Source organism: Planococcus sp. TJ-307, assembly GCF_058268435.1.
On the sequence record NZ_JBZDOJ010000004.1, the window covers coordinates 237059 to 256869 of the forward strand.

General features: G+C 43.3%; 21 protein-coding genes and 1 pseudogene. 17 read left to right on the forward strand and 5 right to left on the reverse strand.

The genetic code is table 11. The features are described 5' to 3' along the window. Positions 1–25 precede the first annotated feature (25 nt). A complete protein-coding gene (locus AC4EHK_RS15075; protein ID WP_490979610.1) occupies positions 26–967 on the forward strand; it encodes a magnesium transporter CorA family protein in 942 nt (313 codons plus the stop codon). Positions 968–998: 31 nt separating this feature from the next. Here the strand turns inward: AC4EHK_RS15075 and AC4EHK_RS15080 are convergent, their stop codons facing one another. Further along, positions 999–1310, reverse strand: a complete 312-nt coding sequence (locus tag AC4EHK_RS15080; RefSeq protein WP_490979611.1) for a hypothetical protein — start codon at positions 1308–1310, stop codon at positions 999–1001. A gap of 170 nt (positions 1311–1480) precedes the next feature. Between AC4EHK_RS15080 and AC4EHK_RS15085 the strand changes: the two genes are divergently transcribed. The 3 genes from AC4EHK_RS15085 (at position 1481) to AC4EHK_RS15095 (ending at position 4193) form a co-directional block, all read left to right on the forward strand. Next, a complete protein-coding gene (locus AC4EHK_RS15085; protein WP_490979612.1) occupies positions 1481–1618 on the forward strand; it encodes a hypothetical protein in 138 nt (45 codons plus the stop codon). 96 nt (positions 1619–1714) lie between these two features. After that, positions 1715–3346, forward strand: a complete 1632-nt coding sequence (gene abc-f / locus AC4EHK_RS15090) for a ribosomal protection-like ABC-F family protein (RefSeq protein ID WP_490979613.1) — start codon at positions 1715–1717, stop codon at positions 3344–3346. A gap of 88 nt (positions 3347–3434) precedes the next feature. Continuing rightward, on the forward strand, positions 3435–4193 hold the full coding sequence (locus tag AC4EHK_RS15095) for an STAS domain-containing protein (RefSeq protein ID WP_490979614.1): 759 nt from the start codon (positions 3435–3437) through the stop codon (positions 4191–4193). Positions 4194–4327: 134 nt separating this feature from the next. Here AC4EHK_RS15095 and AC4EHK_RS15100 read toward each other — a convergent pair whose 3' ends face one another. Beyond that, entirely contained in the window at positions 4328–4657 is a 330-nt protein-coding gene (locus AC4EHK_RS15100) for a winged helix-turn-helix transcriptional regulator (protein WP_490979615.1), read from the reverse strand. Between the two features lie 131 nt (positions 4658–4788). Here AC4EHK_RS15100 and AC4EHK_RS15105 point away from each other — a divergent pair, with 131 nt between their 5' ends. After that, entirely contained in the window at positions 4789–5643 is an 855-nt protein-coding gene (locus AC4EHK_RS15105) for a VOC family protein (protein WP_490979616.1), read from the forward strand. Between the two features lie 14 nt (positions 5644–5657). Here AC4EHK_RS15105 and AC4EHK_RS15110 read toward each other — a convergent pair whose 3' ends face one another. Continuing rightward, the gene (locus AC4EHK_RS15110) at positions 5658–5936 is read right to left on the reverse strand and encodes a hypothetical protein (RefSeq protein WP_490979617.1); all 279 of its coding nucleotides are present in this window, start codon (positions 5934–5936) and stop codon (positions 5658–5660) included. 142 nt (positions 5937–6078) lie between these two features. Between AC4EHK_RS15110 and AC4EHK_RS15115 the strand changes: the two genes are divergently transcribed. The 3 genes from AC4EHK_RS15115 (at position 6079) to AC4EHK_RS15125 (ending at position 9432) form a co-directional block, all read left to right on the forward strand. Beyond that, on the forward strand, positions 6079–7149 hold the full coding sequence (locus AC4EHK_RS15115) for an NAD(P)H-dependent flavin oxidoreductase (RefSeq protein WP_490979618.1): 1071 nt from the start codon (positions 6079–6081) through the stop codon (positions 7147–7149). 98 nt (positions 7150–7247) lie between these two features. Continuing rightward, positions 7248–8081, forward strand: coding sequence for a DUF368 domain-containing protein (locus AC4EHK_RS15120; RefSeq protein ID WP_490979619.1), 834 nt, complete (start codon positions 7248–7250; stop codon positions 8079–8081). A gap of 217 nt (positions 8082–8298) precedes the next feature. Then, positions 8299–9432 (forward strand): CAP domain-containing protein, encoded by a 1134-nt coding sequence (locus AC4EHK_RS15125; RefSeq protein WP_490979620.1) that lies wholly within the window; start codon positions 8299–8301, stop codon positions 9430–9432. A 42-nt stretch (positions 9433–9474) separates the two neighbouring features. Here the strand turns inward: AC4EHK_RS15125 and AC4EHK_RS15130 are convergent, their stop codons facing one another. After that, positions 9475–10305, reverse strand: coding sequence for an undecaprenyl-diphosphate phosphatase (locus tag AC4EHK_RS15130; protein ID WP_490979621.1), 831 nt, complete (start codon positions 10303–10305; stop codon positions 9475–9477). 146 nt (positions 10306–10451) lie between these two features. Here AC4EHK_RS15130 and AC4EHK_RS15135 point away from each other — a divergent pair, with 146 nt between their 5' ends. The 7 genes and pseudogenes from AC4EHK_RS15135 (at position 10452) to AC4EHK_RS15165 (ending at position 17605) form a co-directional block, all read left to right on the forward strand. Further along, positions 10452–11534: an AI-2E family transporter gene (locus tag AC4EHK_RS15135; RefSeq protein ID WP_490979622.1), complete on the forward strand. Its 1083-nt coding sequence runs from the start codon at positions 10452–10454 to the stop codon at positions 11532–11534. Between the two features lie 113 nt (positions 11535–11647). After that, the gene (locus AC4EHK_RS15140; RefSeq protein WP_490979623.1) at positions 11648–12091 is read left to right on the forward strand and encodes a MarR family winged helix-turn-helix transcriptional regulator; all 444 of its coding nucleotides are present in this window, start codon (positions 11648–11650) and stop codon (positions 12089–12091) included. Positions 12092–12094: 3 nt separating this feature from the next. Continuing rightward, the gene (locus AC4EHK_RS15145) at positions 12095–14713 is read left to right on the forward strand and encodes an MMPL family transporter (RefSeq protein ID WP_490979624.1); all 2619 of its coding nucleotides are present in this window, start codon (positions 12095–12097) and stop codon (positions 14711–14713) included. Positions 14714–14931: 218 nt separating this feature from the next. Further along, positions 14932–15384 (forward strand): hypothetical protein, encoded by a 453-nt coding sequence (locus AC4EHK_RS15150; RefSeq protein ID WP_490979625.1) that lies wholly within the window; start codon positions 14932–14934, stop codon positions 15382–15384. Continuing rightward, entirely contained in the window at positions 15381–15842 is a 462-nt protein-coding gene (locus AC4EHK_RS15155) for a GNAT family N-acetyltransferase (protein WP_490979626.1), read from the forward strand. The genes AC4EHK_RS15150 and AC4EHK_RS15155 overlap by 4 nt, the downstream gene beginning before the upstream one ends. A 467-nt stretch (positions 15843–16309) precedes the next feature. Next, positions 16310–16489 (forward strand): annotated as a pseudogene (locus AC4EHK_RS15160) (serine hydrolase); the annotation flags it as partial. A gap of 135 nt (positions 16490–16624) precedes the next feature. Next, positions 16625–17605 carry a serine hydrolase domain-containing protein gene (locus tag AC4EHK_RS15165; RefSeq protein WP_490979768.1) on the forward strand — a complete coding sequence of 327 codons (981 nt, stop codon included), beginning with the start codon at positions 16625–16627 and terminating at the stop codon, positions 17603–17605. A gap of 320 nt (positions 17606–17925) precedes the next feature. On the opposite strand, the gene AC4EHK_RS15170 is transcribed toward AC4EHK_RS15165, so the two are convergent. Then, positions 17926–18126 carry a cold-shock protein gene (locus AC4EHK_RS15170; RefSeq protein WP_006830093.1) on the reverse strand — a complete coding sequence of 67 codons (201 nt, stop codon included), beginning with the start codon at positions 18124–18126 and terminating at the stop codon, positions 17926–17928. A 237-nt stretch (positions 18127–18363) separates the two neighbouring features. On the opposite strand from AC4EHK_RS15170, the gene AC4EHK_RS15175 reads away from it, so the two are divergent. Continuing rightward, positions 18364–18912: a P-loop NTPase family protein gene (locus tag AC4EHK_RS15175; RefSeq protein WP_490979627.1), complete on the forward strand. Its 549-nt coding sequence runs from the start codon at positions 18364–18366 to the stop codon at positions 18910–18912. A 90-nt stretch (positions 18913–19002) separates the two neighbouring features. Beyond that, on the forward strand, positions 19003–19716 hold the full coding sequence (locus tag AC4EHK_RS15180) for a hypothetical protein (protein WP_490979628.1): 714 nt from the start codon (positions 19003–19005) through the stop codon (positions 19714–19716). The last annotated feature ends 95 nt before the right edge of the window (positions 19717–19811 follow it).

Here is a 19811-nt window from a genome sequence, read left to right on the forward strand (position 1 = left end):
TGAACGGCCGAAAGGAGAAATAATAATGCCCCAATATACATTCAAAAATGCTGTTTGGCATGAGGAGGAAGGCGTCGAAGATCATGACTTCCGCAAACTCCTACCGAAAAATGAAAAAATGCTCAAATGGATCGACAAATCGCAAAATCCTGCGGTGAACATTCTTCATACACACACAATTGAGAGTGGAAAAGAAGCGCTGTGGGGCTCCTTGATTTACAGACAAAGTGCCAAGTCTGAAGGCTCGCGCGAAGTTTTTCATTTCTATCTTTCTCACAATGTCTTAGTCTCGAACAAAATTGATTTTGAGAAGGATGCAGATGCTGAGAAAGAAGAAGTACTGCTCCAAATGGAAAACGTCTCTTCTTCCATAGAAGTGATGATGATTATACTGGGAGAAATGGTAGCTTCCATTTTACATAAAATAGATAGTTTTGAAGAGCGGCTGCATGATTTGTTATGGGCAATCAAAGAAAAAAACAATCGAAAGACTTTAGAAGAAATTGAAAATGTCCGACACGAAATTCTCTTATGGAAGCACCTGATTATGGGGTTTCAAGAAATTAAAATGGCTATCGAAGAAACGTTTGGAAAAAGTGTGACAGAGGAAGTGCAATATCAACGAATGGCCGTCCGCATTGCACGCTGTGTCATGCTCGTCAATTCATACGAAGATGAAATCAATAACATGGTGGATATTGAAAATGTAGTAGCCAACTACCGAGGCAATGAAATTATGAAAACCTTGACAGTTCTTACCACGTTGTTCACGCCGGTCATGGCATGGGGTGCTCTTTGGGGAATGAACTTTGAGAATATGCCTGAATTAAAATGGCAGCTCGGTTATTTCGGAGCACTGCTGGTGATCATTGTTACAACCTTCGTTTTGTATCTTTATTTGAAACGAAAAGGATGGATGGGGGACATCCTTCAGTCGATTGGCAGAAACCCATCGGGGAAAAAATAAAAAAACAGGAATCCATTAGGACTCCTGTTTTTTATTTTGCTTTGTCATTTTCAAGTTCCAACAACAATTCCGTGTAGCGATGCAGGTCCTGGTCGCCGTATTTTTCTACGTAATTTGTGATGGTTTCCTTTAAACCTTTTCGTTGACGTTCTACTGCTACCAACTTTTCCTTCATTGACTGCCGTCTCCATAACTCTGCATCTTGGACACCTTCCATTTTTTCGAGCATGTCAATTTCCGCCAGCAACACCAATGCTTCTGTTTTTTTGTCTTCGTACTTTTTTAACGCTTTTTCTACTTTTCGGGTATCGTTGTCAAAAGCCAATCTGGAATACATGGACATTTACTGATCCCCCTTCCGATGAAATGCTGTTACTTTCATGATTCCCGATTTCAAGGAATTTATACCTAATTTTGAGCAGAATAGAAGATAAAAAGAATATTCCGTCAAAATATTGACGGAAAACTGCATGAAATGTATGATATAAGAAATATACGAAGGAGGTGGGTAAGATGAATCAAACTGGTAAGCGCATGACAGAGTGTCAGGAATATCTCTACATTCTTCATGGCGTCACTTTCACTGCAGCAGCTGTACGGGAGAAGTCTGTCCTTTTTCAGCCAACTGCATCGAGTGAAAATTACCAGTAAGAGACATCTGCCTGCAAACGGATTTTAGCAAAGGCATGCCTCCTGGCGTGCCTTTTTTGCTGTGCATGGGTCTCTTCAATGGAGAGGAAGAGAATCATGATTATTAGCCAATTTCAACAAATACTATGCCATTTTGCGACACAAAAATTATTCAACCACATAAAAGGAGAAGTGATGCAAGACCAGCGCATTGGTCTTGTTGGAAGAAACGGGGAAGGGAAAACAACTTTGCTGAATGTGTTGGCCGGGAAATTGCAACCTACCGAAGGAGTTGTGACGTGGAAAAAAAACTGCAGCATCGGCCTGTTGGAGCAGTCGCCTGCTGAGCAAGAAGAAAGGACTGTCGAGGATTTGATGGTCGATGTGTTTTCGGAATTGATTGTTCTTCAAAAACGGCTGACAGAGATGGAACACCAAATGGTTAATGCTTCCCAAAAAGATTTGGAACGCTTGTTGCTGCGCTATGGCACAGTGCAAGACGATTTTATTCAGCGCGGCGGCTACGACATTTATGTGAAGATTGATCAAGTACTGAATGGGTTGAAAATCAAGCAACTGAAGTTTGAACAATGGGGACATTTAAGCGGCGGCGAAAAAACAAAAGTGGGTCTGGCAAAATTACTTTTGCAGAAACCCGACTTGCTGCTGTTGGATGAACCGACCAATCATTTGGACTTGGAAGCTATTGAGTGGCTAGGGACGTTTATCAGCCACTACAAAGGCACGATTGTTTTGGTTTCCCACGACCGTTATTTTTTGGATGAAACCGTTACTCACATTTGGGAGCTGGACCAAGGGGATCTGATTCAATATGCCGGCAATTATTCGAACTATGTCAAAGAACGGGAAGCCCGCTTACTGATCGAATTCCAGCAGTATCAGGATCAGCAAAAGAAAATTCAAAAAATGAAAGAAACCATCAAAAGGCTGAAAGAGTGGGCCAACCGAGCCAATCCACCAAATGCAGGAATGCACCGGCAAGCGAAAAGTATAGAAAAGGCGTTGGATCGAATTGAAATCCTCGACCGTCCGGTGTTGGCAAAAAAACAGATGGCATTGGATTTCAAATTGGATGGACGAAGCGGAAAAGACGTCGTTTTCCTAGATGGGGTTTGGAAGGGATTTGGAGAACGGATTTTGTTTCACGACGTTTCGATGCATATCCGCTATGGAGAGCACGCGGCAATTGTGGGCTCCAACGGAACCGGAAAAACAACTTTGCTCAACATGCTAGTAGAAAAAGAGCATGCTGATGCTGGCAACGTAAAAATGGGCAGTGGTTTGTCAATCGGCTACCTGTCGCAGCATACCTTGGAGATGGACAATGATCGAACCATCATCGAAGAATTCCGCGATGCTGTTGCTGTATCAGAATACGATGCACGGCCAATGCTGGCAAAATTTTTGTTTTTTGGCCATATGGTGTTTCAGCCGGTTCGGCAGCTTAGCGGAGGCGAACGAATGCGGCTGCGGCTGGCGCAGCTGATGCATCAAAACCACAACCTGCTGATTTTGGACGAGCCTACTAACCATCTCGATCTGGAAGCAAAAGAAGTGATGGAGGATGCATTGGGTGAATTTCCAGGAACCATTATCGCGGTTTCCCATGACCGTTATTTTTTGGATAAACTGTTCCCGGTAACCTACTGGCTGAAAAATGAAACAGTCGACCGATATGATGGAAACTATTCGACTGCACGTGAAAAAGCAGCAATATCTATAAAATAAAGTTATGAAAGAATGGTTAATTTTTGTCTTGCTGTGGCATAATAGATGGGCACAAGCAAGTGGAAATCAGGAGATAAGGTGGTAACAAATGCCAGCTATAGGAAAGATCCCGGAAAATATATCTTTATTGAATGCCCTGGATGTAATCGGGGAAACCATTATCATTGCAGATAGTTCGTATACCATCAGATGGATGAATTCTGAAGCCTGCCGTTTGATGAACGATATTGCCCTGCTGTATGGCATGGCCGATTGTGAAGCGATGATTGGGATGAACATGGATGATTTCCATGGACGCCCTCAGCATCAAAAGCAAATTATGCAGAAACTAACCGGAGTTCACCGGACCCGCATTACCATACGCGATCAGGTTATGACAGATATTGTCGTCACTCCGATTATGAACGCCGATGAACCTGAAGGGTATATCGTCATGCTGATGGATGTTACGATGCAAGCAGAAGAGCAGAAACGGAATGCACAGTTGATCAAAGAATTATCTATCCCCATTCTTAACATTTGGGACAAGACGATTGCTTTACCCCTAATCGGTGACTTTGACAGAAACCGTACAGATCAACTGATTGCGACGGTGCTAATGGAATGTTCCGAAAAGCAAATCGAATATGTTTTGATTGATTTGAGCGGCATTAAAGAATTTGAAAACCAGGTTCGCTATCAGATTCAAATGATGACGGATACATTGAGCTTGATTGGGGCTACTTGTATTCTTGTTGGCATCAGTCCGAAGCTCGCCATGTCAATTGTCCAATTGGACAGCAAGACGCCAATATTCAGTACAGCCCACGAAGGCTTGAAACACATCATGCAATTGCAGACCACATAAAACAAGAGCTTATCCAGTAAATTGGATAAGCTCTTGTTTGTTTCAAGGAAATCATCGTGCTTTATCAATTGAATTGTGAATGGTTTTAAAAAACTTCCGCAAAATAATAGTGCTTGTCGGGCCTAAGCGGCTGTCTACACTTTTCTACTTTCAGTTGGTTCTACCCATACTTGTGACCAGTTTTGGATTTCGTCCATGACCGGTTTTAAGGAAATTCCTTTTTCGGTCAATGCATACTCAATCCGTACGGGAGTTTCCGGGTAGACGGTTCGTGTGACAAGCCCTTGTGCTTCAAGGTTTTTTAATCGTTCGGATAACAGGCGGCCGCTGATACCGATGATCTCAGTTAAATGGCTAAAACGTTGAGGACCAGATAGTAATTGGTAAATAATCAAACCCGTCCAGCGTTGGCTGAGCAGGGAAATAGCAGTCTCAAAACGGGGACAAATGACGGAAGTATCCATATTCCTCACTCCTTTGGTATTTATAATAGCATAAAAAGCTAATGCTTTAAAGGAATTAAGTTACTTGACAGTCCTAAGTATTATAAATATAATTGGTTACATAAAGTAACTAAAAGGAATGAGGTATATGCATGAGCTTTCATCAACATCCCGTAACTTACGTAGGTGAAGTAGGATTAAAAGTAATGGATATCAATAAAATGAAAAAGTTCTACGAAGAAATAATTGGATTTGAAGTGATTTCTGAGGGTCAAAGTAGTGTGGAATTAGGTGCTGGTGGAAAAACTTTGCTCAAGCTCGAAGCAACAGAAGGAATTACACCAAAACAAAGTCGTTATGCCGGATTGTACCATTATGCCATTTTGCTGCCCACCAGAGAAGATTTAGGAAGAGTTCTTGTCCACCTGCATCAAAATGGTATTCAGCTTGGTTCTTCGGATCACCTTGTCAGTGAGGCTGTGTATTTATCAGATCCAGAAGGCAATGGCATCGAAATTTACCGCGATCGTGAGCCAGAGCAATGGAACTGGAGCAACGATGAAGTTTCCATGGCAGTGGATCCCATTGACGCCAAAGGCTTAATAGAAGCAGCACAAAAATCTGGAGAACCGTGGAGTGGATTACCTGCAGCTGCAGTGATGGGGCATATTCATTTGCATGTTTCCAACTTAAACGAAGCCAGAAATTTTTATGTGGATGGATTAGGCTTTGACGTAGTTGCAAGTATGGGTGATCAGGCTCTATTCTTGGCTAACCAGAAATACCACCACCATATCGGTGTGAATGTATGGAATGGCAAGGATATTCCAGCGTTGCCCGAAAACAAGGCTGGCCTGCATTACTACACCTTGATGCTGGAAAGTGAAAAACGCACAAAACTGGCCAACAACCTGCGCTCCGCAGGAATAGAAATTGCCGAACTGAACGATTACTGGGAAGTGAAAGATCCTTCCGGCAATTCCATTCGCCTAGTTGTTTCTAAATGATAAAAACCGACTCGTTATTCGAGTCGGTTTTTATCATTTAAAGAGTCTTCGTCGCAACTGTTGTCAATTGCTGCAAAAGCCGTCGTGGTGAAAGCAGCTTGTTCAGGAATTTCAGTCGTCACCTGATTTTTCGATGGTATTTCCGGTAAATCATTCTGGCGCGTTTCGGTATATGCGTACATTCTTTCCTGGCTGATGACCTTTTCTAAAGGGTTGCCGTAGAAAGAGAAAAGGATTAATCCACATGCTCCAACAATTAAAGTGATGCCCAAAAGTGAAAGGAATCCCTTCATAATAAATCCCGCCTTCTCATGTTTGCTTACTATAAGGAACGCCACAACTTATAAGAAAGTTCCCTATTGCTGTATATTGCCATATACGGGATACTTGGAGCAACAATAAATGCATTCAAAGTGAAGCGAGGAGGGACCTTGTGTGATTTCATTGGAAACGGGAATTTGTCAATTGTTCAAAATTGATTGGCCAATTATTCAAGCAGGTATGGCAGGGGGACCAACAACGGTAGAACTGGTCGTTGAGGTCAGCAAATCAGGAGGACTCGGAACCTTAGGGGCAGCTTATATGGCCCCCCATGCATTGCGGCAAGCAATTAAAGAAATTCAATCGGCAACTGAAAAGCCATTTGGCGTCAATATCTTTGCAACACCAGTGAAAGATGATTTTAGCCGCCTGCCAGAAGTTCAGAAGGCGCTGAGTCCTTTCCGTTCGAAGCTGGAAATTGAAGAAGTTGAATTCTCTTATCAATCGCCGGATTGGAGCGAAGAACAGTTCGCCATTTGTGTTGAAGAAGGTGTGCCTATCATTAGTACCGCTTTTGGCTGTCTGTCAGTTGAACAAATGAAAATTGCTAAAGAGCGAAAAATTAAAATTGTGGCGATGGTGACGACAGTAGCAGAAGCGCAACAGGCAGAAGCGTCTGGAGCCGACGCCATAGTGGCGCAAGGAAGCGAAGCAGGGGGACATCGCAGTACATTTTCGCTTGATCGGCATCCCACAGGTGCGCAAATCGGAACTTTGTCATTAGTACCGCAAGTAGTGGATGCTGTCACCGTTCCAGTGATTGCGGCAGGCGGTATTGTAGATGGGCGGGGACTGATCGCTTCGCTTGTTCTCGGGGCACAAGGCGTCCAAATCGGCACCCGCTTTGTCAGCTCCAAAGAATCCGGCGCGCATCGAGTGTATAAACAGGCAATATTGAAAAGTGATGAGGAAAGCACAGTTGTCACAAAAAGCTTTTCAGGGCGTCCGGCACGTGGGATCAAAAATCATTTTATTGAAGAATTCGAAAAAACGAATATCATTCCTTTGCCCTTTCCTTCCCAAAATACAATCACCAAAGACATACGGGCAGCTGCAGTAAAGGCTGAAGATCCTGAATTCATGTCATTATGGGCTGGCCAATCCACTCGAAGTCTGACTCAAGAAGTAGCTGCCGCAGAAATTGTTCAGAGCATTGTGGAAGAAGCAAAAAGGATACTAGACTAATTTTTGCAGGATTGTGCTGAACCAAGTGAGGCTCGAGTTTCCATTTTGCACATGCTATACTGATTAAAGTGATTTTTAAAAACAAGGAGACTAGACGAATGGAATGGAAGAATATATACCGTGGCATCTTAATGGGCATCAGCGATTTGATCCCGGGCGTTAGTGGAGGTACAATTGCCTTTATTTTAGGAATCTACGATCGATTATTAGAATCTATTAGTGGCTTTTTCAGCCGTGATTGGAAAAAGCATTTAGGGTTTTTGGTGCCACTTGGTCTTGGAATCGTGATAACCTTGCTGTTGTTTAGCCGGGTTATCGAATATTTATTGGAACAGCATTACGAAGCGACGCAGTTTTTCTTCATGGGGCTGATTATTGGTGTTATTCCCTACATCATGAAACAAGCAGAAGTTAAAAAGAATTTCACTTCACGTCATTTGATTATTTTAGTGGTTATTGGAATAGCATTGGCGGCAACTGCCTTTATACCGACAGAAGACGATTTGGCACCAATTACTTCACTTACAGTGCCTGTGTTTTTCATGCTGTTTTTCTCTGGTTGGCTGGCCAGTATGGCAATGTTGCTGCCGGGAATCAGCGGTTCGTTTATTCTGTTGTTGTTGGGCGTCTACTCAACAGCTATCAACGCCTTATCTACGTTGAACATTCCGGTTGCGCTGGCTATTGGTGCCGGCGTTATCGTTGGCTTTATTGTTAGCAGCAAGGCGATTCAATACTTATTGGAGCACTTTACCTATGTTACTTACGCAGCGATTATCGGTCTGATTATCGGTTCTCTATTCGTGGTATTCCCTGGTTTTGCGGCAGATTCAGCCACGCTCATTACGAGTTTGGTAACATTTGCTCTGGGCTTGGTATTTACCTTGCTGTTTAGTTCACCTAAAAAAACCGCGATTACAGAAGAGTTTTAATTGATTAAAAGAGGGACCATCATTTGTGATGGTCCCTCTTTTTGAGTTAAATGCGCTTCGGCTTTTTGATGTCCAGACTCCAGTTTCCAGATTCTAGGGTCATAAGCCAGAATGGCTTATGACCGGCAGAGCTACACGGGAGCCTACACTTTTCTTGATCAAAGGCGTTTTGTTTTGTGGATGATGCGTTTGCGATTAAACTGTAGGGTAAGAGGTGATGGATGTGCGGAAAGTTTTTTGGTTGATGGTTTTGTTGCTGGCGCTCTTTTTTGCGCGCCCGATTTGGGAAGAGCCGGTTGGTGAATACGTCGATTTAGGTTTCTTGGATTCTGTCGATCGCACAATTGAAAACATCACCGAAGATCCGGAAGTGTCCGAAGCATTTGATGGCGCCCGGAATTTTACTTCGCGTGTGGGCACTGAGCTGCGTTCTATGATCGCTTCGGGCTCGCTTGAAATGCCGGAGGCTGTGGCAAAACCGGAGCTGGCGGAAACGGATTCTTTATTTGCAATTCACAATGTCACGTTGGGGATGGATAAGGACGAAGCGCAGGAAAAGGTCGGCATGCCACTGCGTTTGATGCGCAATGAGTATGGTACTGACTGGCACAGCTACCATCAGGATTATCAGAACTATGTGCTGTTATCGTATAATGAAGGTGGAAAAGTGAATGGAATGTTCACCAATCAAGATTTAATTTCCTCGACAGAAGGCATTACGATGGACTCCACCAAAACTGAAGTTCGTTCATTGCTTGGAACTCCACTGAAAAGCCTTCAAAAAGGAAATATTCAATATATACTCGATAGCGGAGATGAATACGATGTATTCAAAACCGAAAATACTTATACAACTGTTTTTTATGATATTCATGAAGGAGATACGGTTACTGCTGTGCAAGTAATCCATGAAGAGTTGGAGGGTGCGCGGGCTGGAATATATGCAGAAGCGAACGATGACTTAAAAGAAGGATACGAATATCTGCTTTTTGAATTAACCAATTCTGCTCGTATCCAACGCAGTCTGCCACTGTTAAAGTGGGATGAACAGACAAAACTTACAGCTCGGAAGCACAGCGATGACATGGCAGAAAATCAGTATTTTAGCCATACGAACCTTGCCGGCCAATCACCATTTGACCGGATGAATGAAGACGGCATTGATTTTTATGTGGCGGGTGAAAATTTGGCATATGGTCAATATAGCAGCATTTTTGCGCACGAAGGCCTGATGAATTCCATGGGGCACCGTGAAAATATTGTGAAACCCGAGTTTGGATACTTAGGGATAGGCACAGCATTCAATGCAGAAAACCAACCTTATTACACAGCCAATTTTTTCAATCGATAAAAAAGAGACGCCCTTTCAAAAAATGAAAGGGCGTCTCTTTTATTAATTTAATACGATCCATGCCAAAACAACAAGCGGGCCGACGATAAAGCAGTAAATTGCAAAATACTTTAACTGGCCTTTTGCCATAATATTCATAAACCATTTCAGTGAGAAATAAGAAGCTACGAGAGATCCCAGGAATGCCATGATATAAGGGACGGCCATAGAAGCCAGGTTATCATCGTTGACAATATCGGTAATGCTGAGGACCGCACCGCCCAGACTGATCGGGATAAACAACAGGAAAGAAAAACGCAATGCGGTTTCCTGATTAATGCCACGTGCCATAGCGGCCACAATTGTAGCACCGCTTCGGCTAATTCCGGGAATAAGTGCCACTGCCTGAGCACCGCCAATAATGACAGCATCTTTCATCGTCATATTGCCATCTTTGCGCTGTCCGCGCATGTTGCGGATCCACCAAAGGCCAAAACCCGTCACGATTAAGGTCAGACCAACTGTGACAATGGTCGAAAGATTTTCGTCAATGGCATCCTGGAATAGAAGACCAATGACGGCAGCAGGGATTGTTGCGACTACAAGGTACACAACAAACATAAAGTCGCGCTTTGTTTCCGCGTTTTTAACGGTAAAGTACTTTAACCCGTTAACGACCAGACGTTTGATATCTTCGCGGTAAATGATCAATACTGCAATCAGCGAAGCACTGTTGACGAGCAAGGCGAAAGTGGAAACACTTCCTTCAATCTGTACGTCCAGAAAATACTGCGCAATCAATAAATGTCCGCTTGACGAGATAGGGATTGGCTCAGTTAGTCCTTGAAATAAGCCGAGAAGCAGAAATTTAATTGTAAGCCATAATTGGTCCATAGGAATAAATCCTCCATTACTTGATCACTGGTTTTGGATATCAGCGTTTCATTTTTTTGCGTCAACTTCAAAGTCACATAAAAAAATATAATACCATACTTTCATGATAAACTGGGTATACTATTGAAAGAAAGGGAGTGAAACGCTTGACGAACAAGCTTTGGTTTCAAGTGGGAGTAGGAATTATCCTAGCTTTAGTCATTATTCGATTATTTATTGAAGTACAAGGAATTTTTGATCCCTTATTTATTATCGCTGGAACAATTTTTGTTCCTTTGTTGTTGGGAGGCGTCCTGTTCTATCTGACAAGGCCAATTTTAAATTTTCTAATGAAGAAAAAATTTCCGAAATGGTCTGCAGTCCTTACTGTTCTGCTGGCGATTGTCCTAGTCTTCTATTTGTTCTATGTCATGATTGGTCCGATTGTTACAGATCAAATCAATGCACTGGTAGATAATGGACCAGAAATTATTGAGAGTGTGGAAGAGTACGGTCAGTATATTTTCGACCAGCGTGATCGTCTACCGGATTCAATTGAAGAGCAGTTAAACGGTATGACCGGTCAAATCGGTGACAGTCTCGGTGATGTTGGCGGATGGGTTCTAGCCTTTATCACGAGTTTTGTTTCTGGTGTCATCACCCTGGTTTTAGTGCCCTTTTTCCTGGTCTATCTATTGGTCGACCATAAGAAATTTGTTCCATTCGTTTCCGGATTCTTTTCCGGAGAGCGTAAAGGATGGATTCGCAAAACTCTGCATGATATCGATGAAACATTGCGAGCCTACATCCAAGGGCAACTGTTTGTCAGTTTCCTTGTAGGGCTTATGCTGTTGATTGGCTATCTGATCATTGATTTGGATTATGCCTTGCTGTTGGCATTGATCGGTATGGCGACCAACGTTATTCCGTTCCTCGGGCCTTATATCGCAGTCATTCCAGCAATTATTATTGCACTTGTGCAAGATCCGATAATGGCGGTCTATGTTGCCATTATTATGCTGGTTGCACAGCAAATCGAAAGCAATTTCATCACCCCAAACGTAATGGGGAAATCGCTCGATGTGCATCCACTGACGGTTATTACTTTGATTCTAGCGGCAGGAAATATTGCTGGTTTGTGGGGAATCATTTTAGCAATTCCTGTCTACGCAGTGATTAAGACGATTGCTAAAAATATTTATGCAAGACGAACTGAAATTCGCAATACCGCTACACGTGATATTGAATAAACGCAACCTGTGAACTTTTTGTTCACAGGTTTTTTATGGAAAATACGATTCTTTCTTGACCTCAGAAGGTTTACCCCCTAAACTATTAATATTGGTTGAGGGGGTAAACTATTATGGATACACGAATACAAGAGGCGGTGGATCTGTTTCAAGAGGTTATGATTTATGGAACTGAGCGGGTTATTAAATCGGTGGATCATCCTTTATGGAAAGAGTACTCGCCTGAACAAATTCAGCTGTTGAAGATGATCAGCAAGGAACAGCCCATTACATCGGCAAGACTGGCGATTTTACAGGCCGTACATAAAAGTGCGATTTCGAGCCGCATAAAAAAGTTGTTGCAAAAAGAAGTGGTTCAAGTTGTAGAAGCGACAGACAAGCGTGAAAAATTGCTTGAGCTAACGGACAAAGGCCAGGCCATTTTAATGGAGCTGGATAAAGTGTTGACGGATTATATCGAGAAGCTGATGTCCGAAAATATTGCGGATGAAGAAATAGACCAATTTCTCACGATTTTCCGCAAGTTGAAAACGATCATAAAAATGGATGGAGTGTAATAAATGCATAGCGTATTAAAATTCAAATGGCCAATCGCAATCGGTTTGATTGTGCTAACGGTCGTCTTATTCTTATTAGCCCCTAATTTAACGGAACAGGCAGAAGAGGCAGGTTCGTTTCAGTTGTCTGACGAAGCCTCCTCACAAATCGCTTCAAGAATTTTGACAGATGCGGATGCCTCTGAACAAACCATCTCTTTGGTCATGCCATTGGAAAGCGAACTGACCGATTCAATGCGGGAAACGCTCGAACAAATGGTAACGGACATCGAGGCACTTGGTGACCCGGTAACGAGCGTGTTAAATCCGGTTGAAAGCGAAGAGTTGGAAAATCAGTTGATTTCTGAAGATCGCCAAACGGTTTTAATGCCGGTGACAGTTGATGGAACGGACGAAGAAGTAAACGCCGTTGCGGATACCATCCGGGAAACCATTATTCCCGAAGATTTGACCGCCTATGTGACGGGAGAAGCCATCATTAATAATGATGTTAATATCAGTGCACAAGAAGGCTTGAAACGTACGGAAATCATTACGGTTGTTTTGATCTTTGGATTATTGCTGGCCGTTTTCCGTTCCATTGTGACGCCGTTCATTCCACTTGTGGCTGTTGGGATTACTTATTTATTGAGCCAATCATTGGTGGCGTTTTTCATCGATTGGTTTGGATTCCCCGTATCCAACTATACGCAAATATTCCTGGTGGCAATTCTTTTCGGAATTGGAACGGATTACTGCATCTTGCTGTTGAGCCGCTACAAAGAAGAACTATCGGCAGGACATGGCGTGGAGCAGTCCATCGTCAATACGTATAAAACAGCAGGAAGAACCTTGCTGATCAGCGGAATCGCCGTATTTATTGGGTTTTTCGCCATCGGTTTTGCTGAATTCCCGATTTTTAAATCTGCTGTAGCGGTAGCCGTTGGGATATTTGTCCTGCTGCTGGTTTTATATACAATCGTGCCATTTTTCATGTCGTTATTGAAGGAAAAATTATTTTGGCCGGCTAAAAAATCGGCTTCCCACAACGACAGCAAACTATGGGTGACCATGAGCAAGCTGTCCATTAACCGTCCGTTGCTGTCCATGTTGGTGGTAGCAATTATCACGGTACCGTTGCTGTTTACATACGATAATTCTTTGTCGTTTAATACAGTGGACGAAATTGGTTCGGAATATGAATCAGTGCAAGGTTTACGTGCGATTGAAGAAGGATTTGGCCAAGGGGATTCGCTGCCTGTCCAAGTAATCGTGAAGTCTGATGACTCTTTGACAGACCGATCAATTGTTCCTTATTTTGAATCATTAAGTAAAGAAATCGAAAAAATTGATGGTGTGGAAACGGTTCGATCGATTACGCGTCCGACAGGTGAGGTAATTGACGAGCTTTATGTTGATGAACAGCTCGGCCTATTAGCCGATGGGCTTGGCGAAGCTCGTGATGGAATCGGTGAAGTGCAGGCAGGACTGACAGAAGTCCAGACCAACTTAACTGCTATCAGTGAGCAAGCCGGTAATGCTGGGGGATTGGAAGCAGCAGCAGCAGGGCTCGGCCAGATCAGTCAACAATTAGATCAGGTTTCCCAGGGGCTGCAGCAGACAGGCAACATCCCGCAAACTGTTGGTGCTTTGGCGCAGATTAACGGTGGCTTGTCAGAAATTCAGCAAGGTTTGGCTGGAGCAGCTGGGCAAACAGCGGAACTTAGTGCCGGATTAACGCAATTGGCAGACGGAGTCGGTGCTTCAAACGACGGTCTTGGAGAAATTGAAGCCGGCTTGACGGAAGCTGTCGACATGATGGAAGAAATGAGCGGCAGTGAAGCTGTGCGCGATACAGGCTTGTTCATTCCAGACGGCACACTCGAGAGCGCTGATTTTGAACAAGTATTAGATCGTTATTCATTTGCAGATGGTACAGGAATGATGATGGAAGTCGTCCTTTCTGAAGATCCATATTCTCATGGAGCCATCGAAATCACTTCTGACATCAAAGGAACAGTGGAGCGCACTGTTGCAGGAACACCGCTTGAAAGTGCAGAAATTGCCTTCAGCGGAATCTCAAGCATCAACAGTGATTTGGAAGAAGTATCCTCCAATGACTTTACGAATACGGTAGTCATCATGCTGATCAGTTTGTTCGTTGTCTTGGCTATTCTTTTCCGTTCGTTGATCATGCCTTTGTATATGATCGGATCATTGTTGTTAACGTATTATACATCGATTTCCATTGCGGAATTGATCTTTGTTAACGGCCTGGGCTATGATGGCATCAGCTGGGCAGTGCCATTCTTTGGTTTTGTCATGTTAGTCGCGCTGGGAGTCGATTATTCCATCTTCCTGCTTGACCGGTTCCGTGAAGAGTCATTTAATGGCGTTACGGTTCGCGATGCGATGCGCGTATCCATGGCAAAAATGGGAACGGTCATCATCACAGCAGCCATTATTTTGGCGGGTACATTCGGTGCCATGATGCCTTCTGGCGTCTTGAGCCTTGTGCAAATCGCAACCATTGTCATTACTGGTTTGCTGCTGTACGGCTTGATTGTCTTGCCATTATTAATACCGGCGATTTCAGTATCCTTTGACCGGGGTGTCTGGTGGCCGTTTGGTAAGAAAAAGTAAAATCGTTTTTCAACTTTATAGTAAATCCCGAAGCTGCGTTCGCGCAGTTTTTTTCTATGGATGTGGGATTGAGCCTGGCATGTTATACTAAATGGTAATTAAAAATGCGGTACGGGTGTAACCATATATTTCTGTAAGCTTTCAGCAGGCAGTTTTATATTTTGGATCTTGCGAATGTTTTTGATGAAGTACTGAAACTAAGAAATGAGGTAATGAGATTGTTAACATTTGAACAAAAGTTGGAAATCATTGAATCTTTTCCGGAACTGACGAGAAAAGATGTATCGATGAAACGTGTGAACTTTCATTTTGAAGAGAGCTTGTATGATAAGAAAATCGTTGTTTACCATCTGCATCCGACAGGCAATGGGTTTGTCTATGTAGGAAACTTGCCGCATTATGAAGCAGACAAAAAAGGCTTTGTTAATGTCCGTGACTTTTCGGAAAAGGAATTGCGCAGCGTCTTGGCCGATTCTTTGGATTACTTGTCGTTAGAACCGGAACCGCCATATGATAAAACTTGGGTTAGCCGTGACGATGTGAAATTGGATTTGGTTTACGAAGAACCATTTTGGAATATTTACACAGGCAAAAACCTGGAGGAAAGTTTCGGGACTTTTGATGATGCCGAAAACTATTTAATGGATCAAGGCTTTAAAGAAAAGAAATGATGCGATTCCGTCAGCTGCAGGCTCATGAATCACTGCCGATGGACTTGCTGCTCGAAGCGGATCCTTCTGAAAGCTTGGTGCGGGCTTATTGTGAGTCCGGCTGGTGTATGATTGGCGAGCAAGAGGATTCGGTTGTCGGTGTTTACGTTCTGCTCGCCCTGTCAGAAACAACGGTGGAGATTAAGAATATTGCAGTTTCCGAAAATAGCCGTGGCCAAGGGTATGGACGGCAGCTTATCCAGCATGCGTTGGGTGAGGCAGCGCAACGTGGTTTCGAGGTTGTCGAGATCGGCACTGGCAATTCAAGTTTCGGCCAACTGGCGCTTTATCAGAAATGTGGATTCCGCATGCATGCGATCGATTTTGATTTTTTCAGGCGGAATTATCCGGAGCCGATTTTTGAGAATGGCATCGAATGCCGGGACATGATAAGGCTTCGCTGCACACTGCGCAATTGACTGCCTACAGTTTTGGCAGAAGTACCAAAAAAGAGCTCTTGGGCTCTTTTTTTTGTGGCTAAAAGAGGTAAAAACTTGGAATTTTCGGTATGCTAAAGGCAAGGAGTGAGGACATGTTTAAAAAGGTGACCTTATACACAAATCAGTTAGAAGATATGAAGGGCTTTTATGAATACCAATTGGGCTTCCGGATTGTTGAAGAAGATGAAAGCAGCTTTACGCTGTCGGTTGGTGAATCTCAATTGGTTTTTCGGGAATCAGAAAGTCCTGCGATTTATCACTATGCGCTGAACATTCCAGGCAATCAGTTTACGCTTGCGAAATGGTGGGCGGGGGAACGGGTTACATTAAATCGTCAAGAGGGCATGGACGAAGTGTTCTACGCCAATTTTGATGCCGATGCATTTTATTTTCAGGATCCCGCAGGCAATGTTATTGAGTTTATTGCGCGGCGCAGCGTGGATCGTATGGGGAATTTCACCGTCGATTCTTTGCTTAGCATCAGTGAAGTGAGCATCACGACACCGCATGTTGAAGAAGTAGGCAGACAGCTTGAAAAGATGGACATTCCGGTGCGGGGCTACAAAGGGATTGATCCAAATGCATTGAATTTTCTAGGAAGTGGACACGCCTATATATTATTAGTTGCGCCAAAGCGCCTCTGGTATTTTTCAAAACAAAAAAGCGAGACGCATCCGCTGTCGATTGAGCTGTTGGATGGCCGGCAGATTAACATTACAGAGGACGGACGATTCGAGCAGGAGAAACCAGCTACGCCCATTATGGACAAGATGGACGATATTGATTTTTCAGGAGTCGCCTACTTGTATAAAGAGGAAACCTGGACTGCTGCGAGAGGATTTGCCAATCGTGCTGACGAACGGCCAAATGCTGTCGATACAAGGTTCGGTATTGCATCTGGCAGCAAAATTTTCACCGCTGTTGCTGTATGTCAATTGGTGGAAGCAGGAAAGCTTGATTTCAGCGACAAGCTATCCCAGTTGCTGCCGCAGGCGTTTCCACATTTTGATGCCACGATCCATCAATTATTGACGCATACATCCGGCATACCGGATTATTTTGATGAACAAGTCATGAATGATTACGAAGACCTTTGGAAAAATCGGCCGATGTACACCATGCAAACTGCTTCCGATTTTATTCCGTTATTTAAAGACCAGCCCATGATGTTCCAGCCGGGTGAAAGCTTCTATTACAACAATGCTGGGTTTATCGCGCTGGGTCTCGTGGTAGAGCAAGTAACTGGAAAAGAGTTTACCGAAGTAGTGGAAGAGCAAATTTTTGGTCCAGCCGGGATGCAGAGCTCAGGTTATTTCCGTTTAGACCGGCTGCCTGGCGAAACGGCCTTTGGCTATATTGAAGAAGATGAAGCGTGGCGTACGAATCAATACGCCATCCCCATTCGTGGAGGTGCTGACGGTGGCGCTTATGTCACAGCGAGTGATATGGGGAATTTTTGGACCAGCTTAATGAATGGCACCTTGTTAGCCAAAGAGCTGCTGCAAACGATGCTGCAAGTTCATGCGTCTGGGAAAGACGGCGACTATGGCTATGGACTATGGATTCAGAGCCAAGAGGATGGAGCGATGAAGTATCATGTTTCGGGGTATGATCCTGGCGTCAGTTTCCATTCCGCATTTTATCCGGCAGACGGCAACATTCTGACGGTCTTGTCGAATAAAGGTTCGGGAGCTTATGAAATTACCGAAACCATTGAAGAGTTGAAAATGAAGAAGGAGTGACGGCATGACCGGAAAAAAATTGGCACTGGGAATTGTTTTTGGAACGATTGGCTTATGTATTTTGATTTTTGGAGTTTTCCAGCTATACTTTTGGTTAAATTAGATAAAATTAAAGCGGTATGTGCCTTCTGGGCACATACCGCTTTCGTTTCCAAAAGAAAATTGGATTTGAAGGTCGGAGCTATGTGAGAAATTGAGGAGGAACAGATCACAAAGAGCTCATAAAAGCTGCACTCAGTATCTTTTGTGTTGTACTTTTAAAAAAACGCATAAAAAATGAGCTCTTCCGAAGAAGAGCTCATTGATAGTTTTGCTTTAGATTAAGCTTTTTGTACGTTAGTAGCTTGAAGACCGCGTTGGCCTTGCTCGATATCAAACGTTACTTCTTGACCTTCGTCAAGTGATTTAAAGCCTTCGCTTTGGATTGCAGAGAAATGTACGAATACATCGTCGCCGCCTTCGCGTTCGATGAAGCCAAATCCTTTTTCTGAGTTAAACCATTTTACTTTACCTTGTTCCATGTGTGTTTCCTCCTCGTATGCGTAAGCATACATTGTATTACTATCCTTGCTCAAATCTTGCAGATGGACATCTGACACTTTGTAAAAAGTTATCCGAACAAAAATAATTCTTCCTTAGAATAACACGGGGTTACATATATTGCAAGGGATTATGAAATATTCTTTTTGCTATTGTTCATTCGAGCCTTGAATTATAATGGGAAAACTAAATGATATAGAGAGTGGGGAGGAGCAGTTATGCAGAGAATCATGGTGCTTGGCGTATCAGCGGGAGTCGGGAAATCAAGCTTTTCAAGAAAACTGGCAGATCTATCGGGAATTCCGGTCCATCATTTGGATGCTTATTTTTGGAAGCCGGGGTGGGTGGAAAGCGATGATCAAGAATTTGGTGAAAAACAAAAGATTCTCGTTGAACACGATTGCTGGATTATAGAAGGAAACTACACAGCTACGTACGAGATTCGAAAGCAGAGGGCGGACACCATCATCTATTTAGAACTGCCTTTAGCTGTGTGCCTGTACCGTGTCGTTAAGCGCCGCATCCTGAACCATGGAAAAACCCGACCCGATATGGCAGCTGGTTGTCCAGAAAAGCTGGATGGAGGCTTTTTGAGATTCATTGTTTCCACATACAGCGCCAGAAAAGTAAAGATGAGAAAGCGAATGGAACACTTTATAGAAGAAAATCCACAAAACCAAGTTATTTTTCTGCGCACTCGAAAGGAAATTGACAGGTTTTTAAAAGAGAAGGCTGTTAAGCTGTTTGCTGATTCTTCACCAAAATAGTTGAACGGATAAGCGACCGAAAAAACTTGCAGACGTTTCGGAATGAAGGTGGTATTCTATAGCTACAAAAAATATGGAGGAGAATGGCTGATGAAGTTGCTGCATGAAGGCATAATAACCAATCAAGTGCTTCATAAAAAGCTTCCCTTTTCTATGAAGCGGCTTTACTTGGAAGATTTGCCCGTAATCGAACAGATTCAAGCAAAAGTAATTGAGTCGCTTTCCGAGAAGGACACTCTTCAACCGCTGACTACTGAGGAATTCCTTTTTATTCTGAATGAGCGTGGACTGGTGGTGGGAGCATTTGTCGAAAACGAGCTGATTGGTTTCCGGGCATTATTGATTCCTGAAATTGATAAAGAGCATTTGGGCTGGGATATTGGTCTTCCGCCAGAACAATTGGGGAAAGTAATTTACCAGGAAATTTCCGTAGTGCTTCCTGAGTATCGTGGGAATCGTTTACAGCAGAAACTGGCTGAGGTTATCATGAAGGAATTGCCGAATCTTGATGAAGAATTCCGCTATGTCTGTTGTACTGTCGCACCCATGAATATTCCAAGTTTGAAAGACAAGTTTACGCAGGGGATGCACATTGCTGCTTTGAAGGAAAAGTATGCAGGATTAACCCGTTATATTTTGGTGAAAGACTTGAATCTCTCACTAGACCACTATAGCGACTACGTTACCGTAAAGTTGGACGATCTCGAAAAGCAGAAGCTATTGCTCGATGATGGATATTTGGGGATTGGCTTTCAACTGGTACATGGCTTTCACGAACTTCAATTTGCGAAACCCGTTCTGTAAAAGAACGGGTTTTTTATAGAATCTTAAAGAATTCTGAAACTTCCTCCTGAGTTATTCGTTATTACTTAGTAAGATGGAATTTAACTTACTGGAAT

Coding starts and splice junctions, on each gene's coding strand:
- AC4EHK_RS15175 (WP_490979627.1), top strand. CDS start 18,364: ATGCAGAGAATCATGGTGCTTGGCGTATCAGCGGGAGTCGGGAAATCA.
- AC4EHK_RS15170 (WP_006830093.1), bottom strand. CDS start 18,126: ATGGAACAAGGTAAAGTAAAATGGTTTAACTCAGAAAAAGGATTTGGC.
- AC4EHK_RS15130 (WP_490979621.1), bottom strand. CDS start 10,305: ATGGACCAATTATGGCTTACAATTAAATTTCTGCTTCTCGGCTTATTT.
- AC4EHK_RS15110 (WP_490979617.1), bottom strand. CDS start 5,936: ATGAAGGGATTCCTTTCACTTTTGGGCATCACTTTAATTGTTGGAGCA.
- AC4EHK_RS15180 (WP_490979628.1), top strand. CDS start 19,003: ATGAAGTTGCTGCATGAAGGCATAATAACCAATCAAGTGCTTCATAAA.
- AC4EHK_RS15105 (WP_490979616.1), top strand. CDS start 4,789: ATGAGCTTTCATCAACATCCCGTAACTTACGTAGGTGAAGTAGGATTA.
- AC4EHK_RS15125 (WP_490979620.1), top strand. CDS start 8,299: ATGGATGTGCGGAAAGTTTTTTGGTTGATGGTTTTGTTGCTGGCGCTC.
- AC4EHK_RS15100 (WP_490979615.1), bottom strand. CDS start 4,657: ATGGATACTTCCGTCATTTGTCCCCGTTTTGAGACTGCTATTTCCCTG.
- AC4EHK_RS15140 (WP_490979623.1), top strand. CDS start 11,648: ATGGATACACGAATACAAGAGGCGGTGGATCTGTTTCAAGAGGTTATG.
- AC4EHK_RS15080 (WP_490979611.1), bottom strand. CDS start 1,310: ATGTCCATGTATTCCAGATTGGCTTTTGACAACGATACCCGAAAAGTA.
- AC4EHK_RS15155 (WP_490979626.1), top strand. CDS start 15,381: ATGATGCGATTCCGTCAGCTGCAGGCTCATGAATCACTGCCGATGGAC.
- abc-f (WP_490979613.1), top strand. CDS start 1,715: ATGATTATTAGCCAATTTCAACAAATACTATGCCATTTTGCGACACAA.
- AC4EHK_RS15095 (WP_490979614.1), top strand. CDS start 3,435: ATGCCAGCTATAGGAAAGATCCCGGAAAATATATCTTTATTGAATGCC.
- AC4EHK_RS15075 (WP_490979610.1), top strand. CDS start 26: ATGCCCCAATATACATTCAAAAATGCTGTTTGGCATGAGGAGGAAGGC.
- AC4EHK_RS15085 (WP_490979612.1), top strand. CDS start 1,481: ATGAATCAAACTGGTAAGCGCATGACAGAGTGTCAGGAATATCTCTAC.
- AC4EHK_RS15145 (WP_490979624.1), top strand. CDS start 12,095: ATGCATAGCGTATTAAAATTCAAATGGCCAATCGCAATCGGTTTGATT.
- AC4EHK_RS15120 (WP_490979619.1), top strand. CDS start 7,248: ATGGAATGGAAGAATATATACCGTGGCATCTTAATGGGCATCAGCGAT.
- AC4EHK_RS15165 (WP_490979768.1), top strand. CDS start 16,625: ATGGACAAGATGGACGATATTGATTTTTCAGGAGTCGCCTACTTGTAT.